The 14,531-nt window shown below is 61.7% G+C and carries 14 protein-coding genes and 1 tRNA gene; 10 read left to right on the top strand and 5 right to left on the bottom strand.

Annotated elements, in window-relative coordinates; all coding sequences use genetic code 11:
- Nucleotides 1-72: 72 nt before the first annotated feature.
- From HJC00_RS14430 to HJC00_RS14405, 6 genes are all read left to right on the top strand, one after another.
- The gene (locus tag HJC00_RS14430) at nt 73-2,034 is read left to right on the top strand and encodes a phage tail length tape measure family protein (protein WP_221164252.1); all 1,962 of its coding nucleotides are present in this window, start codon (nt 73-75) and stop codon (nt 2,032-2,034) included.
- Complete coding sequence (locus HJC00_RS14425; protein WP_221164251.1) at nt 2,031-2,789, top strand: hypothetical protein; 759 nt, start codon at nt 2,031-2,033, stop codon at nt 2,787-2,789. The genes HJC00_RS14430 and HJC00_RS14425 overlap by 4 nt, the downstream gene beginning before the upstream one ends.
- 20 nt (nt 2,790-2,809) lie before the next feature.
- Nucleotides 2,810-3,634: a hypothetical protein gene (locus HJC00_RS14420; protein ID WP_221164250.1), complete on the top strand. Its 825-nt coding sequence runs from the start codon at nt 2,810-2,812 to the stop codon at nt 3,632-3,634.
- Nucleotides 3,634-3,837, top strand: coding sequence for a hypothetical protein (locus HJC00_RS14415; RefSeq protein WP_221164249.1), 204 nt, complete (start codon nt 3,634-3,636; stop codon nt 3,835-3,837). The genes HJC00_RS14420 and HJC00_RS14415 overlap by 1 nt, the downstream gene beginning before the upstream one ends.
- 380 nt (nt 3,838-4,217) lie before the next feature.
- On the top strand, nt 4,218-4,496 hold the full coding sequence (locus tag HJC00_RS14410; protein ID WP_221164248.1) for a hypothetical protein: 279 nt from the start codon (nt 4,218-4,220) through the stop codon (nt 4,494-4,496).
- A 5-nt stretch (nt 4,497-4,501) separates the two neighbouring features.
- The gene (locus tag HJC00_RS14405) at nt 4,502-5,089 is read left to right on the top strand and encodes a hypothetical protein (protein WP_221164247.1); all 588 of its coding nucleotides are present in this window, start codon (nt 4,502-4,504) and stop codon (nt 5,087-5,089) included.
- Between the two features lie 43 nt (nt 5,090-5,132).
- On the opposite strand, the gene HJC00_RS14400 is transcribed toward HJC00_RS14405, so the two are convergent.
- Genes HJC00_RS14400 through HJC00_RS14390 form a run of 3 tightly spaced genes read right to left on the bottom strand, consistent with a single transcriptional unit; the run spans nt 5,133 to nt 5,889 of the window.
- Nucleotides 5,133-5,369, bottom strand: coding sequence for an AlpA family transcriptional regulator (locus HJC00_RS14400; RefSeq protein WP_221164246.1), 237 nt, complete (start codon nt 5,367-5,369; stop codon nt 5,133-5,135).
- On the bottom strand, nt 5,366-5,656 hold the full coding sequence (locus HJC00_RS14395; protein ID WP_221164245.1) for a helix-turn-helix domain-containing protein: 291 nt from the start codon (nt 5,654-5,656) through the stop codon (nt 5,366-5,368). Before HJC00_RS14395 ends, HJC00_RS14400 begins: the two co-directional genes overlap by 4 nt.
- The gene (locus HJC00_RS14390; RefSeq protein ID WP_259672276.1) at nt 5,653-5,889 is read right to left on the bottom strand and encodes a helix-turn-helix transcriptional regulator; all 237 of its coding nucleotides are present in this window, start codon (nt 5,887-5,889) and stop codon (nt 5,653-5,655) included. The genes HJC00_RS14395 and HJC00_RS14390 overlap by 4 nt, the downstream gene beginning before the upstream one ends.
- Before the next feature lie 96 nt (nt 5,890-5,985).
- Here HJC00_RS14390 and HJC00_RS14385 point away from each other — a divergent pair, with 96 nt between their 5' ends.
- Both HJC00_RS14385 and HJC00_RS14380 read left to right on the top strand, forming a co-directional pair.
- Nucleotides 5,986-6,258 carry a hypothetical protein gene (locus HJC00_RS14385; RefSeq protein ID WP_221164243.1) on the top strand — a complete coding sequence of 91 codons (273 nt, stop codon included), beginning with the start codon at nt 5,986-5,988 and terminating at the stop codon, nt 6,256-6,258.
- 485 nt (nt 6,259-6,743) lie between these two features.
- Nucleotides 6,744-7,853, top strand: a complete 1,110-nt coding sequence (locus HJC00_RS14380) for an integrase (RefSeq protein ID WP_221164242.1) — start codon at nt 6,744-6,746, stop codon at nt 7,851-7,853.
- Between the two features lie 84 nt (nt 7,854-7,937).
- Here the strand turns inward: HJC00_RS14380 and HJC00_RS14375 are convergent.
- Nucleotides 7,938-8,014: transfer RNA gene (locus HJC00_RS14375), tRNA-Pro, on the bottom strand.
- A 263-nt stretch (nt 8,015-8,277) separates the two neighbouring features.
- Between HJC00_RS14375 and HJC00_RS14370 the strand changes: the two genes are divergently transcribed.
- Nucleotides 8,278-8,685 (top strand): hypothetical protein, encoded by a 408-nt coding sequence (locus tag HJC00_RS14370; protein ID WP_221146754.1) that lies wholly within the window; start codon nt 8,278-8,280, stop codon nt 8,683-8,685.
- A 201-nt stretch (nt 8,686-8,886) separates the two neighbouring features.
- On the opposite strand, the gene HJC00_RS14365 is transcribed toward HJC00_RS14370, so the two are convergent.
- A complete protein-coding gene (locus tag HJC00_RS14365) occupies nt 8,887-11,862 on the bottom strand; it encodes an NAD(P)-dependent oxidoreductase (RefSeq protein WP_210628864.1) in 2,976 nt (991 codons plus the stop codon).
- 819 nt (nt 11,863-12,681) lie between these two features.
- Between HJC00_RS14365 and HJC00_RS14360 the strand changes: the two genes are divergently transcribed.
- Nucleotides 12,682-13,875, top strand: a complete 1,194-nt coding sequence (locus tag HJC00_RS14360) for an MFS transporter (protein WP_221164241.1) — start codon at nt 12,682-12,684, stop codon at nt 13,873-13,875.
- The last annotated feature ends 656 nt before the right edge of the window (nt 13,876-14,531 follow it).

Below are 14,531 nucleotides of genomic sequence, written 5' to 3'. Positions count from 1 at the left end.
TCAGGCGTTAATCAGAAAGAAGAACCATGACAATGACGACAGCCGCGCCATCAGGCGTGCGGAGGCCAGCGCATGGCTGACAATACCGATGACCTGATTATTTCGATCAGCACCGATCAGGCCACGCTCCGCCGCAGCATCCAGCGCATCGAGCGCGATCTGGCGGGCTTGTCGGGATCGGTGCAGAAGCAGTTCACGGCCGTCGGCAAGTCGATCGACAACTCGATTTCTTCCACGATGCAGAACCGGATCAATGCCATGGTCGGCATTGGAACGAAGGCGTCGAAGGAGTGGACCGGAGCGCTCGCCGACCAGGGCAAGGAATTGGAACGGCTCCGCGCCAAGTACAATCCGCTGTTCGGTGCTCAGCAGACCTATGCGGCAGGCCTGAAGGAGATCAAGCAAGCCCACGCTATCGGTGCCATCTCGGCATCGGAGATGACGGCGGCGCTCAATCGCGAGAAGATCGCCTTCGCCTCCCAAGTCTCCGCCATCAAAGCGCGCAACGCCGCTCTCGAGGCAATGCCGGCGAACGACAATCGCGTCGGTGGCGCATTCCAGACCGCTAATATCGCGGCTCAGTTTCAAGACATCGGCGTGACCGCGGCGATGGGGATGAATCCGCTCCAAATTGCGCTTCAGCAAGGCACTCAGTTGTCATCGGTTCTCGCGACGATGGGCGGCGGCAAGCAGGCGATCTCTGGCCTCGCTGCCGCGTTTGCTTCGTTGTTGTCGCCGATATCTTTGGTCACTATCGGCCTTGTCGCCGGCAGCGCCGCGCTGGTTCAATATTTCACTGCAGGTGAAGACGGCGCCAAGAAAACTACGCCGCTCATCGAGAAGCAGAATGAGGTCATTCGCGACGCCGCGGCCGCATGGGGTGAGGCCCTGCCGTCGGTCACCAAGGTCGTCGACCAACTAGACCGCGCCAAGCAGATTAGCACCGGCCGTGAAGCCGGCGATATCCTTGGCGCGCGGGCGCTGGAAGGACTCGGTGAAAAGCTTGAGGGCATCAATCGCCAGTTTGCAGAGGCGATGCGGGGTCTTCGCGGCATCCAGGCGGATCCTGCCTTCGTTCGCGATTTCGGCAAGGCCTTCAGCGACCTGAAGGAGCGGCTGGACAACGGCACCGCGTCCATCGCCGACATCAACAACGCTCAGCAGATGCTGGCGATTGCCGTTGATCAATATGGCGTCAAGTCGGTTCTCGGCTTCCGTGATGCGTTCGACAAGATCACCGAGTCGATCCAAAAGTCAATTGCCGCATCGAAACAAGCGCGTGAGGAGTGGATCAGAGCCCTGGCCGGCGGCACGTCGGTGCAGGACATCGCGGCCGGCGCCACCTTTCGCGATGAGAACGGCAAGACCCACCAGACCGGCACCTTCACGCCTACCGTCGGCCCGACGCCACAGAGCCGGCCGCTCATCGAGCTGGAAGGACTGCCAGGCGCCGACAAGGCTGACAAGCAGGCCGAAACCGCGGCCACCAAGGCGGCCAACGCCTACCGCGATCTGCTCAAATCGGCCGATGACCGGCTCGGTCAGATGCTCCAAGAGATCGACCTGCAGGGCAAGTATGGCGTCGCGGCCGACACGGCCCGTTTCCGGTTGGATTTGCTACAGCAGGCAGAGGACAAGGGCCGATCGCTGAACGCAGAGCAAAGGGTGGCGATCGAGCAAAAGGTCGCGCTATACGGCCAATATGCCGACGTGCTTTCGAAGACGAAGCTGCAGCAGGATCTGGTCAGCCAGGCGCGGTTCAACAGCCTGTCGAAAGAGGATCAGCAGGTTTTGACGATGCTGCGCCAATACGGCCGGCCGGAGGATCTGCACGGCGACGACGCCAACCAAATCCGCAGCTACCTGCGGACGGAAGACCTTCGCGGCGATCTCAGATCTTTCGCCGGCGATTTCAAAGATGCCCTGCTCAATAACGGCGGTGACATAGGCAAGGCGTTTGCCGAATCCATCCAGCGGCCGATTTGCGGCGCCGAGCACAGCTTCAACCTCGATCTTGGAGATTTTTACCTGTGAGCGCATATTTCGCTATTCAAGCCGGCGATGCCTCGTTCCTGTTCACGGACGGCGCGTCGTACACCACCAAAGACGGGATTGCTCGCGGTTTCGCCAGGAAAGTGTCGGTCGGTCAAACCGCACCTTTCGCCGTTACCACGCAAGGTAACGCTGAGCTCGGCGAGAAAATACGCACCTTCCTGGCCGCGCAGGTCGACCGGCTCGGCGTCGACGACTTCCTCGACCTATTCCTGCCGGCCTTTCTGGCCGGGCTGCAGGATAGCTACGCGGATCTGCCACGCGTCCCGGGCAACGACGTAGTCGCGGCAATGACCATGTGGAGCGAGACGCGCGGCATCCTGCACTTGGGATTCCAGACTGGCCCCGAGCCAGACAGGCCGAATACCGTTCCGCTCGAGCTCCAGATCCTTGGAGCGACCACACTGCGCGGGCCGACCTTCGATCTGCTGAAACTGGCCGGGTACAGGCGCCCGCGCTTTGGTGAAGACCAAGAGTCATTCGTCAAGGAGCTCGGCGTCTCGGTTCTCTCGTGGATGCGGGAAGTCGCATCCATTCCCACGATGTTGCAGGGCAAGCCAGGAGCAACCCCGCATCATTGGGTCGGCGGGTTCGTCGACATGACCACAGTCGACGCTTCGGGTGCGCGCGTCGAGCGCGTGCACACATGGCAGCAGGACGCCGTCGGGCAAGCGATCGACCCATTCCGCCAGCCACTTAACCGTTCCCAGCGCCGCGCCGCGAAGCGCGTGGCCTAACACTTCAAAAAGGAAAAGAAATGAGCCAAGCAGCAAACTTTAGCGTGCCGACGACCGGCCCAGCCTCGCCGACGCTGATGGCGACGCGAATGGATGATAGCCTCAGGGCTCTGCTCAGTGGCAACTCGGGAGCGTCGCGGCCGTCTTATGCAGCCGACGGCACGTTCTGGGTCTCCACCGCCACTGCGGGTAAGCGGAAGGTCTACTTCTACGATGGCTCCGACGACAACCTATTCCAAACGCTCGACATTGCTACCGGAAAGATAACCTATGGCGATGGAACATCAGACGACGCGATATCAGCCGCCCTTAGCGCCAGCACATTCCTGCAGGCGTTAAAATGGCGGTCCCGCGGAATTGGTGAAGTCCTGTTCGCAAACACGGCCATTACCGGGGCCGATGTTCCGCCTTCATCGACAACCGACACAGTCTGGATAGAACTGACATCCGGTCTAACCGGGGTGGGCGCTTTCAACAACGGCAAGCTCACGACCGAGAGCGTTTCTGGATCCGCCCCATTGGTTCTGGCAACGGCGGTGATCAATTACGCACCGTCACCTATGAACGGCCAAACAATCCGGTTGATCAATACGGAATCCCGTATCCTGCGCCCGAGCATTTCCCCTGGGACGATCCAAGATGACGCATTCCAGGGCCATAGACACTCTATTTCGTCAGTCTTTACAGGTGGGGCTGGCGCATCTGTCGGCACCGTCAATAACGCTGCAGTAAATCCTATCAGCGTTGGAGATCCAACCACAGACTTGACAAACGGGACGCCGAGAACCGCCAACGAAACCCGCATGAAGAACATCGGCGTCAAAGCCTATATGAGGATCGCATAATGCCCTATGCAGTCGGACTAGACCAGATCGGCACCAACAATCCTACCTATGACGGCAACGGCGATCCGATCGCTGGCGATTACGTCGAAATCTCCTGGGATGATTATCAGGCTGCGATCAATCTGCTTGTGGCCGGCAAACATGTCTGTGTAGTCGGGGGGGCTTTCGTCCTCGACTACCAGTTGCAAGCACAAGAGACATAGGGCTACGGCCGAGATGATCCGACACATGCGCGGAATGCACGTGACGTCAGAAGGGGCGGCCTTCGGGTCGCCTCTTGGTGCCACTTATCAATGGTAGCGCAAGCCCGTTGACGATCCGAGATTCTCTATTTCTCCAAACTGGCGGGCGGCGCTTATGGCGGCCTTCGCAGCGTTAGGGGACGGTTTGGCCAATTCACAATTAACGCGACAATTGCCATGAATTCTGCTATTAAGAGAATGGGTTAATGGCGCAATTGACGTCCACTGGTATGGTCCGAGACCATACCAGTGTGAGGTTTAATTGGTCAATTCGAAATCAATTGGAATTGACAATTCAACATTATGTTGAATTCTAATTGCGCAACATCCAGATATGCATTATGCATATTTTCAACGGCTATTACTCTAGCCGATATCAATTGCTGCAGCGGAACAATTCGTTAAGCGCGCGATTGTATCATCCGAAGTTGAAATTGTTGGAGGCCAACATGGTTGCGCTGCTAAAAGAGGACGGTGAATTCGCACCGAAGCCTGTAGTGCGTGATACGGCAATGCTGAAGCAGCTGGTGGATTCGATGGAATCCAAGCCGAGCGCTCCTAAGGGACTTGTTTCTGCCCTGCGTTCCGCGCACTCTCGGTATGTGGTCACGACGAAGTAATCTGCATGGAAAAAATTCAGGTTCGGTTCGAGCCTCTCGATGGTCATCCTCGAGAGGCTTTTTCATGCAAATACCGCCCCATACAGCACTTCTTCCGGAAATACGCCGAAGAGAATCACGCCTCACATAAGCAGCGAGTTTTCGTCGCATGTACTGACACGGACAACTCGCCTTTGGGGTTCTATTCGCTGACTCTTATGACGTTTGAGGCGGGTATGAATGACGAAACCGATGCAAAATATAAAGATCGTCCAGTCCCAGCGATTTACATCGGCGCAATAGCACGTGACAAACACCTCAGTGAGCCCGGTTTCGGGGTCCTCCTAATGGAAGACGCCCTACGCCGGTGCCTTTTGGTGCGTGAAAATGTCGGCGTTTACGCGCTAGCTCTTCATGCAGCGAATGAAGAAGTGGCAAGCATATATGAATCTTACGGTTTCAGCAGGTTTGCCAACGGCGAGATAAAGAAAGACAGAGACGGCAACGAAATGCCTGCAATGTTCTTCAAGCTTGCCGACGCGGCTGAAGCATTTGCCGAAGCTAGTATTGAGGATCATGCAGTGGCTGCGAAAACCGAAGAGGCTGCCGGCTGACATCACGCCGACCGTCGCGCGCGACCTAACGCCGCCACTTCTGCTAATTATCTGCTGGGTTCTCTCGCATCCACTTTTCGTATGGATCTTCATTATCATTCACGCCGAGACCGCTGATCTCGTCAAGCCTGGCGTCAATCGCTCTTCTGTCCCACTTGCGAGTGCCTGGGATGCACGGCGGCATCTTGTGGGTTGCGACCCAGAGCGAGAATGTCGATTCGGCGATGCCGCAGTAAGCTGCGGCATCCTTTCGGCCCATGAGGCGGGGTTCGGTGATCATCTTGCGGCCTTTCGTGCTGCGGCTTTGGCGGCCAGCCTGGCTTTTCGCTGCGCCAAGAAACCGTTATCGGTCGCCGGGCCGCGTATCGGCTCACTGTCCGGAACAAGCCGCGTCTTAGACCGCTTCACGTAGTCATCGATATCGGCCTGGTCGAAAACCATGTGCCGCCGTTCTGACCCTAAGCCTTTAGGGATGAAGGCGAGCTCGCCGGCTCTGACTAGGGCGCGAAGGGTCGGCACAGAGATGGCCAGCATCTCGGCGGCTTGGCTTGTTGTGAGTAACTTCATTTGCGGATGGACACGCCCGGGCCGGTGGAAACATCTCCGTCGGCAAGGAACGTTATACCGGCCGCTTCGAGCGCCGCTTTGATTGCTGCGAGGTTGTTCGTGCCAGGTGTGCGCCTGCCCTTCTCGAAATCAATTACGACCCCGCGGGAGACAGAAGCCCGCTCCGCGAGCCCATTCTGATCTAGGTCTACAAGGGCGCGGGCGGCGCGGCATTGAGATGGCGATATCGACATTTTGTCCAACGTTAGATTTTTTGTTGACATGACGTTCGAAGTCTGACAAAAAGTCTTACATCAGACATTGACGCAGTTCAACACGAGGAGCCTGCCATGCTTGCCACACCATCCAAAATCGACAGAACCGCATTACCGCGCTCGCTCATCGGAAGAAGACGACGCTTTATCAACCCCGCATATGTTTTTGATTTTGAGATTGGCCAAACCGTTTTTTTAGTCTGCACTGGCGACGAGGCGATCGTGTCCGGCCGAATGCAGGTCATAGGATGCGAAGACGAATATTGCGTCCAGATTATTGGCGCCACGTGCGCGCCGCTCCGGGTATTTGCGCAGGAACTCAGCGCGGATCCCTCGTGCACTTTGTAAGTTTTTCAATCCTGCCGGTCCATCACCTGGCAGGCCAGCGGCGCCGCTTGAACCGGTGCCGCGGCCGGACGCGTTTTCGCTCTCGATGCGCCTCCGGTTTCATTCGGCCCGCCCTGGCCGATACGCGCTCGGTCGCAGTCGCCGCATGACGCGGCCGAGCGCTCACTGAACACCGATGGCCGGCGCGGTCACCACCCTCTCCTGCACTGAGCCGCGCCGGCCGGTCTATTTTCTAGACAGATCCCAACTCGATGCCGACAAAACTTCCCACGACTTCACGGAGGGACGATGCTGACTGCTGCAAACGATAATCTGCCGCCTGACGCCCCCATGCGGCTAGCCGACATTGTGCCCGTCGCCTTCCCACACGGGGGGATGACGGTGAGCGGGCTTCGCAAGGAAGCTGCGCGCGGTCGGCTGATGATTATGCGCATTGCCGGCAAGGACTTTACAACGCTTCGAGCGATAGAGGAGATGAAACAAGCATGTCGCGTCATCGCAAACCTGCCCGCCTCTGGCTCCGTCCGGGCAGCAAGGACCGTGCCGCGGTCTGGGTCATCCTCGACGGCGGCAAGCAGTTCGGCACAGGCTGCAGTGAGCATGATCGTGAGGGAGCTGAAAAGGCGTTAGCCGAGCACATCGGCCGGCAGTTTCTGACGCAGACACCATCGAAAAACCGGCCGGCTTCGGAAGTTGCGATTGCAGAGGTATTGGCGCATTACCTGTCTTTGAAGAAGGATGCAGCGACCCGGCCGAAAGAGCTCGCGGCTCGCGCTGAAAACCTCATGTCATATTGGGGCGACAAGACCCTCGACGATATTACGAGTGCGACCTGCGCCGAATACGTCCGGAAGCGAGGGACGCCGAATGGTGCCAGACGCGAGCTAGAAGATCTCCGCGCTGCTTGCCGTCAGGCGATTGCAGACAAGGTCACTCGGGAAGCCGTGACCGTCACACTTCCGCCGAAGGCCAAGGGCCGCGTCAAGCACCTCGAGCGGTCGACGATGGCTAAGCTGATTTGGGCGGCCTACCGCAAGCGCAGCAAATATCGTGGCGTGCCAAACAAGTGGCGTCCGACCATACATATTGCCCGCTTCACGCTTGCCGCCGTCTATACCGGCAGCCGATCTGCTCGCGTCTGGCAGGCCTCGTTTGTCAAAGAAGAAGGCCGGCCGTACATAGACCTAGATGCCGGCGTCTTTTATCGCGCCTGGGAAGGTGAGACAGTTGCCGACAATAAGCGCGCTCCTCCGATCCGCCTGCCCGGCCGGCTGCTCGCACACATGCGCCGCTGGCATCGCATGGGCGCCAAATATGTTGTCGAGTACAATGGCAAGCCGGCGGACCCGAAGCGCGCCTTCAGGAATCTCGTCGATGAGGTGCTGGGCGATGATGCGAAAGGCGTTGTCAGACATACGCTGAGGCACACCGCAGCCACTTGGCTGATGCAAGCCGCAGCCGACAAGTGGGAGACGTCAGGCTACCTCGGCATGACGCTTGAGACGTTGGAAAAGACCTACGGCCACCACCATCCCGACCACCAGGCAAATGTCGGTGCAGCGTTCACCACAGGCCGCGCCGGGAGGAAGAAGTGACCATTCATTGCCGCATTCGTTGCCGTTTCTTCCCGAGCGGCAACACCAGAAAATGAAAAACCCCGCCGTGGCGGGGTTTCTAGCTGGTCGGAGTGGAGTGATTCGAACACTCGACCCCCACGTCCCGAACGTGGTGCGCTACCAGACTGCGCTACACTCCGTGACCAGCGGCGCTTCTATAGAACAGCCTATCTGGTTGCACAAGCACCAAATTTCAAAAAGCCGAGGGATTTTTTGACGGGTTGATGACAGCGGCCGGAAGAGGCCGCTGCTTGCAAAAAGACACACCGCAAGCAAATCGAACGGAAGTGCAAAAGGGGCAATTTTCTTTTGCCGGGTTCCGCGCTAAAGGGCTCGGCGGGACAGGCGAAACCGTCGCGACGGCGGCTTCGCAGCCATTGCGCTAGAGATCAGGGACGACACGATGAAACTCCGCACCATTACCGCGGCCGGGATTGCAATTGCGCTTGCCGGATGCACGACCTTACCTTCCGCCGGCAATCCGATCGAGGCCCGCTGGGTCGGCAAATCGGCCGGCATCTTCTTTGCCGCCTACGGGCCGCCGATCAGCGATCGCGAGGAAGGTGCGAGCACCATCTATACCTGGCGCGGCGGCTACAAGACCGTGCGCATTCCGGCGAAATATGCCGAGGGCGCCGACGGCAAGCGCGGCAAGCAGATTTCCGCCGCCCGCACCGCCTATCTGCGCTGCCAGGCCGAAATCACCACCAATTCCGACTACACGATCCGCGACATCCGCACCGTCGCCGACATCCCGGGCGTCAACGGCCCGTCCTATTGCGCCGAGTTCCTGGCGCCCGAACAGAAATAACGGACGCTTCGTCCGGCATGTGAGGACAGGCGGCCCTGAGTGCCGCCTGTTTTCGTTTGGGATCCACAAGTTCTGCCTCGAAGCATCCGCATGAATGGCAGTTGGAGATTGTTTCAGGCCAGCGGGTTCGCGCCCGTTGTCACGGAGCGAACGATGAGGTCAGCCTGTGCCGTGTGGCCCCCTGATCCGCGTCGATGGATCTCACCCCTCCGCCGGCCCGTAGAGGCCGAGCTCATCGAGAAGCGCCCGCTGCCGGTCGGCATTTTCGACCAGAAGGCCGGTGTAACGCGCGACGATCCGCGCGCGGTGTGCCGGGTCGGAGACGGCGGACAGCGCGCCGGTGACGGCGGCGATCTTTTCCGAGGTCTGGCGCAGCTCTTCCAGAAGTGCGGCCTTGCCGCCGGCCTCCGCGACCACCTGCTTCGTCACCTTGCCGATGCCGGCCGGCGTGCGGCTGCCGCCGGAGACGTAACCCTCCGGCAGGTCGCCCTTGAGATTGACGACTGTTTTAAACCGGATGACGTCGAAGATCTGGTCGACCGCCTGCCTGGCGCCGGTCACCCGTGAGGGGTGGTCGGTGTCGGCGGCGGCGTGCGGCAGGAGTTCCAGCTTGCCCTTGTGGCGCTCCTCGAGCGGCAGGTAAGGCAGCATCGGGCCGCTCAGCGTGCCGGTCGCCGCGTCCCGGAAGAGGTCGGCGTCGATCGCCGCATGGGCGATCTTGCCCGACGACAGGGCCGCGTCGAGCGCCTCGGCATCGACGACTTCGCCGCGGTCGTAATTGACCAGCACCGCGCCGTCCTTCATGGCGGAGAGCACCTGCGCATCGACGGTGCCGGCATTGGAATAGATGCCGGTCGATGCGTCCAGGCGGCCGAGGCCGATATGGACGGAGAGCACATCGGCGCCGCTTGCGGCTTCGACCGGGCTTGCGGCATAGTCGAAGCCTTCCGCCTCGATCCAGCGCCTGTGATGCTCGCGGGCATAGATCGCCACTTTCATGCCGAAGGCCTTGGCGAGCTTGGCGACTTCACGGCCGATATTGCCGTAGCCGAGAACGGCGAGCTTGCGGCCCTCGAGCTTTGCCGTCGGAAAATCCTTGAGCTGGCGGCCGGTATCGAAATCGCCGCCGGCGACCATCCGGTGCAGCCGGTCGACCGGCAGGTCGGGAACGACCTTCAGGATCGCCTTCATCACCATCTGGGCGGTCGCCCGGCTGTTGATGCCGGGCGTGTTCATCAGGGCCGCAGTGCCGCCCTCGCCATTGCCGCCGCCCCAGGAGGCCGAGCCCATATTGCCGGTGCCGGCGCCGATGCGCACGCCGCCGAGCGGAAAGACCGAGGCCTTGGGAATGAAGGTCGCCGCCGCAATCAGCGCGTCGTACTGGCCCTTGTCGGTCTGCGGCAGGATCTCCGCCTCGGTGCTGAGGTTCGGCTGATAGAAGAAATGGATGCGGCCCTTTTCGAGGCTGGCGCGATCACCGAGCGGGCCGAGATGGAAGCTGCCGCCCTTCCCCTCGATATAGGCCTTGACCTCGCTATAATCAGGCTCGCCGTCGGCGCCGAAGCGTAAGCCCACCAGATCGGCGATCAGCACGGTATAAGCGCGGTGCGGATCGTCCTTGCGCACGGCGCCATCGGCCTTGACGGGCGCTTCGAAGGTGACGCCGTTCCTTGCCAGCTCCTCCTCGAGCACGACGATCTTGGCTCTGAGATAGGCGTATTGCAGATTATCAAGCAGCGCGACGACATCGTCCGGTTCGCGGATGCCGCCGACCCAGGCGCGGTAATCGCCCGGCGTGCCGGGGAAGGCGTTGACGTAGCGGGCCGCGTCGAGGCCGGGCTCGTATTCGCCGTTCGGATGGGTGATGCCCTCATAGCCGAGCAGCTGCTTGGAACGGGCGATGATGCGGGCGTGGATGGCGGGATCGGTGATATCGGCGTCCTCGACCTTCAGCAGCGTCACCGCCGCCCCGCGCCGTTCGGCATCGGTGACGGTCAAGGACAGCAGCGGATGCGACTTGACCCATTCGTCGATGACGGCGCGATTGGCGGCGGAGCGGCGGTTGAGCTCGACGACGGAACCGACCCGGGCCTCCGACTGCAGCAGGCCGAAAGTGGTCTCGGCAAAGGCGAGCGCGCTGTAGGTGTTGATGACGCCGCCGAGCATGCGGTCTTCAGCCGCATCGTAGAATGGGCCGGCATCGACGGAGCGCTTGGCCGAAAACGGCTGGCGCGGATCGATCGGCGGGGCGATCTTCAGCTGGCGCGGGATCGCCCAGGCCGGATCCTGCTGGTTCTTCTCGATCAGCGCCAGCGCATGCGGCGTGAAGGAGGCGACGAAATAGCCCGAGATGCCGCCGATCGCCTTCTGGAACGGCATGAACAGGCAGCATTTCGCCATCACGGCGCTGACCAGTTCCGGCTCCCACGGCATGGCGCCGAGCATCGAGGTGGCGTCGAACACCGCATGGCGGTTGGCCGGGTCGCCGTCGAGCCAGCTCAAGAGCTCGCGGATCTCGCCGCTGGTATAGGCATTGGCCCCCGTCGTCTCGTGGCCGACGCCGACGAAGATCGACACGCCGAGGTCGGCAAGTTCGCCCGCCGTGGGGATCACGCCTTCGGAGGCGGCGAAATGAATGCGGCTCTCGCAGCCCTTTTCGGCGAAACGCTGCATCTCGATCAGCTGTGTCGCCCAGGACTGGCGGAAGAAGCCGGCGGCCTTCGACGGATCGCTCTCCGGCCGCGGCGTATCGACATAGACGCGCTGGGAAGCGTCGTTGGCATTCATCAGGTGCTGGATGCAGACGGTGAAGCCGCTATGGCCGCCACCGAGCCCGACCGCCATGCGGTTGACCTTGGGAAAACCGAAATAGCGATGGATCGCCCGCATCATGTCGGTCAGGATCTTGTCGGCCGGATAGCCGCGATGCATGCTGCGGGAAATCTCGGCCGTGGTGAAGCCGCCGATATCGTTGCCCCGATCGTCGAACTTGCGATAGGTCTTTTCGATCCAGGCGTCGAAGGCGATGCGCCGCAGGCGGCTATCGACTTCATCGGTCGTCGCATCGGTGATCGGCCCGACGCCGAAGAACGGGTTGGACGGCAGCTTCGGCGCGCCCGACGCGGTCTGTCGAAGGGCGCTCAATCGCTGTTCCTGCATCTGCGCGATATCTGTCATGGCCTGCCTGTCTGTTTGCGGAGCTGAAGTTGCCTTCATGGTGAAGCGACTGTTCCGCCGAGACAACCTCATCTGCGCCGAACGACAGGCGAAACGCGTCATCGGGGTCGTATCGTTGATGATGGCGCGATGGGCGGGGGGACGCGACGCGCTTTCCTGCCTGGAGATCGGCGGTACTGGGATGACGGAGGAGAAGTGGTGCTGCGGATGGAGGGGCAGACGTGGTGCCGCGAGCTGCATCGCCGGTGCGTCTGGCAACAAAGCCAACCACACTCTCCGTCGTCCCAGGGCTTGACCCTGGGATCCACAACCAAGGACGCGCGGACTGCTATTTCTTTGCCCCGATCCACCTCGTCCCAGTCGCATGGATCCCAGGGTCAAGCCCTGGGATGACGGAGGAGAGGTGGTGCCCGGGATGGAGGAGGAGAGGTAGTGCCGGGGACCAAAAGCCTCGTCAGGGCGCGAAGCGAACCGTGAGCGCGGCGCCACAAAGCATCACAGCCGCAACCATCCCCGCACAAAAACGGGCTTGCCGCACGCAACCATCCGGCGTATGTCTTGCCCGTCGCGAAAAGCGACTGCCTCCCTTGATCCGCTCAGTGGCGGAGTAAACAGGTGGACGAATGGGTCGTCCAGGCGGTCGAGCACACGCCGGCCATGCGCTTCAGCCATGGTTCGGCCAGCACTCCCTGAAACCAGCGCCTGACGAGATCAGGCCTCATCGTGAGCCCTCGGCGTCGCGACGCAATTCCGTGATTTGAACGAAATCAGGGAAGCGCTGGCGAGCCTCCCGGCTTGCGTCGACCGTGGAACGCACCCATGACCAGATCCCTTATCGTCATCTTTACCGCCATTGTCCTCGATGCCATCGGCATCGGGCTCATCTTCCCCATCCTGCCGTCGCTGCTCCAGGACATCACCCACAGTGGCGACGTCGCCCCCTATATCGGCGCTATGACCGCGCTTTACGCGGTGATGCAGTTCATTTTCGCGCCGGTGCTCGGGGCGCTGAGCGACCGGCTCGGCCGGCGGCCCTTGCTGCTGCTTTCGCTTGCCGGTGCAGCCGTCAACTACCTGTTCCTGGCGCTCGCGCCCAACCTGCTGCTGCTCTTCATCGGCCGGGCGGTCGCGGGGCTGACGAGCGCCAACGTCTCGGTGGCCACCGCCTATATCACCGACATCTCGCCGGAGGAAAAACGCGCCCGCCGGTTCGGCCTGTTCAACGCCATGTTCGGCCTCGGCTTCATCATCGGCCCGGTCCTCGGCGGCGTGCTCGGCGATCACTGGCTGCGGCTGCCCTTCATCGCGGCCGCCGCACTCAACGGCGCCAACCTGCTGCTCGCCTGCTTCATCCTGCCGGAATCGCGCCGGGGCAGCCGCGCGAGGATCGACCTTGCCGCGCTCAATCCGCTCCGGCCGCTGCGCTCGGTGCTGGCGGTCAGGAGCCGGCTGCCGGTTGTCATCCTCTTTTTCATCTTCAGCGCCACCGGCGAGGCCTACGGCACCTGCTGGGCGCTCTGGGGAAGCGACGCCTTCCACTGGAACGGGCTTGCGATCGGCCTGTCGCTCGGCGCCTTCGGCCTCTGCCAGGCGCTGGCCCAGGCCTTCCTGCCGGGACCGGCGGTCCGGCTGCTCGGCGAACGCGGGGCGATCCTGAGCGGCATCGCCGGCGTCTCGCTCGCGCTCACCGTCATGGCCTTTGCCGACCGCAGCTGGATGATCTTCGCGATCATGCCGGTCTTCACGCTCGGCGGCATCGGCGTACCGGCGCTGCAGTCGCTCGCCACCCGGCAGGTGGACGAATCCAGGCAAGGCCAATTCCAGGGCGTGCTCGCCTCGGCCGTCAGCCTCGCCTCGATCGTGGCGCCGCTCGGCTTTTCCAGCCTCTATTTCCTCGTCCGGCAGGACTGGCCGGGCGTCATCTGGCTGTCGGTCGTCGCCGTCTATGCGCTCGCCGTGCCGCTGGTTCTCGGTCTCGGGCTGAGGAAGAGGGAAACGGCGCCGGCGAGTTGAACCGCTGCGGCACTGGTCTCGCTGGAATCCCTCCGGGAGCCGGTCATCGGCGTTTGGCGAGGACGCCAACCCCACCCTCCGTCGTCCCAGGGCTTGACCCTGGGATCCACGACCTGGCACGCGGCTTCAATTTCTCTGCGGTGGGTGGCCATTGCTGCTCAGCGCCAGCCTCATGGATCCCAGGGTCAAGCCCTGGGATGACGGAGGAGAGGTGGTGCCGGCACGCACAAGCCGGCGCGGACGAGAGGTGGTGGCGGGATGTATTTGGCCGCCAGCGCGGAGGCGAGGTGGTGCCGCGACGCGTCGGCTCAGCAGCGGTGAGGAAGCTTCGGCAAAGCGACCCCACACAAGCCTCGGCGAAAGCGAGGTCTCACAAGCTGCGCCGGTTCTCAAGCTGCGCCGGCGGTGCGTTTGGCAACATCGCCACCCCACACTCCGTCATCCCAGGGCTTGACCCTGGGATCCACAGCCAAGCACGCGGCTTCAATTCCTTCCCTACGAGAAGATGCCAGCGCTCTTCCCGCAGTGCCAGCCGCATGGATCCCAGGGTCAAGCCCTGGGATGACCGAAGAGAGGTGGTGCCGCGCCCCATAAGTCCGCCCCCGCGGAAGCGAGGTGGTGCCGCGACGCATCGGCTCGGCGGCAGCGATGAAGCT

The sequence above is a fragment of the Rhizobium sp. NLR22b genome (genome assembly GCF_019685295.1).
In the GTDB taxonomy this organism is placed as follows: Bacteria; Pseudomonadota; Alphaproteobacteria; order Rhizobiales; family Rhizobiaceae; genus Rhizobium.
Note: the sequence above shows the minus strand (reverse complement) of the source record. Positions and strands in the feature narration are given on the sequence as shown.

Coding starts and splice junctions, on each gene's coding strand:
- HJC00_RS14430 (WP_221164252.1), top strand. CDS start 73: ATGGCTGACAATACCGATGACCTGATTATTTCGATCAGCACCGATCAG.
- HJC00_RS14420 (WP_221164250.1), top strand. CDS start 2,810: ATGAGCCAAGCAGCAAACTTTAGCGTGCCGACGACCGGCCCAGCCTCG.
- HJC00_RS14415 (WP_221164249.1), top strand. CDS start 3,634: ATGCCCTATGCAGTCGGACTAGACCAGATCGGCACCAACAATCCTACC.
- HJC00_RS14410 (WP_221164248.1), top strand. CDS start 4,218: ATGCATATTTTCAACGGCTATTACTCTAGCCGATATCAATTGCTGCAG.
- HJC00_RS14405 (WP_221164247.1), top strand. CDS start 4,502: ATGGAAAAAATTCAGGTTCGGTTCGAGCCTCTCGATGGTCATCCTCGA.
- HJC00_RS14400 (WP_221164246.1), bottom strand. CDS start 5,369: ATGATCACCGAACCCCGCCTCATGGGCCGAAAGGATGCCGCAGCTTAC.
- HJC00_RS14395 (WP_221164245.1), bottom strand. CDS start 5,656: ATGAAGTTACTCACAACAAGCCAAGCCGCCGAGATGCTGGCCATCTCT.
- HJC00_RS14390 (WP_259672276.1), bottom strand. CDS start 5,889: ATGTCGATATCGCCATCTCAATGCCGCGCCGCCCGCGCCCTTGTAGAC.
- HJC00_RS14385 (WP_221164243.1), top strand. CDS start 5,986: ATGCTTGCCACACCATCCAAAATCGACAGAACCGCATTACCGCGCTCG.
- HJC00_RS14380 (WP_221164242.1), top strand. CDS start 6,744: ATGTCGCGTCATCGCAAACCTGCCCGCCTCTGGCTCCGTCCGGGCAGC.
- HJC00_RS14370 (WP_221146754.1), top strand. CDS start 8,278: ATGAAACTCCGCACCATTACCGCGGCCGGGATTGCAATTGCGCTTGCC.
- HJC00_RS14365 (WP_210628864.1), bottom strand. CDS start 11,862: ATGACAGATATCGCGCAGATGCAGGAACAGCGATTGAGCGCCCTTCGA.
- HJC00_RS14360 (WP_221164241.1), top strand. CDS start 12,682: ATGACCAGATCCCTTATCGTCATCTTTACCGCCATTGTCCTCGATGCC.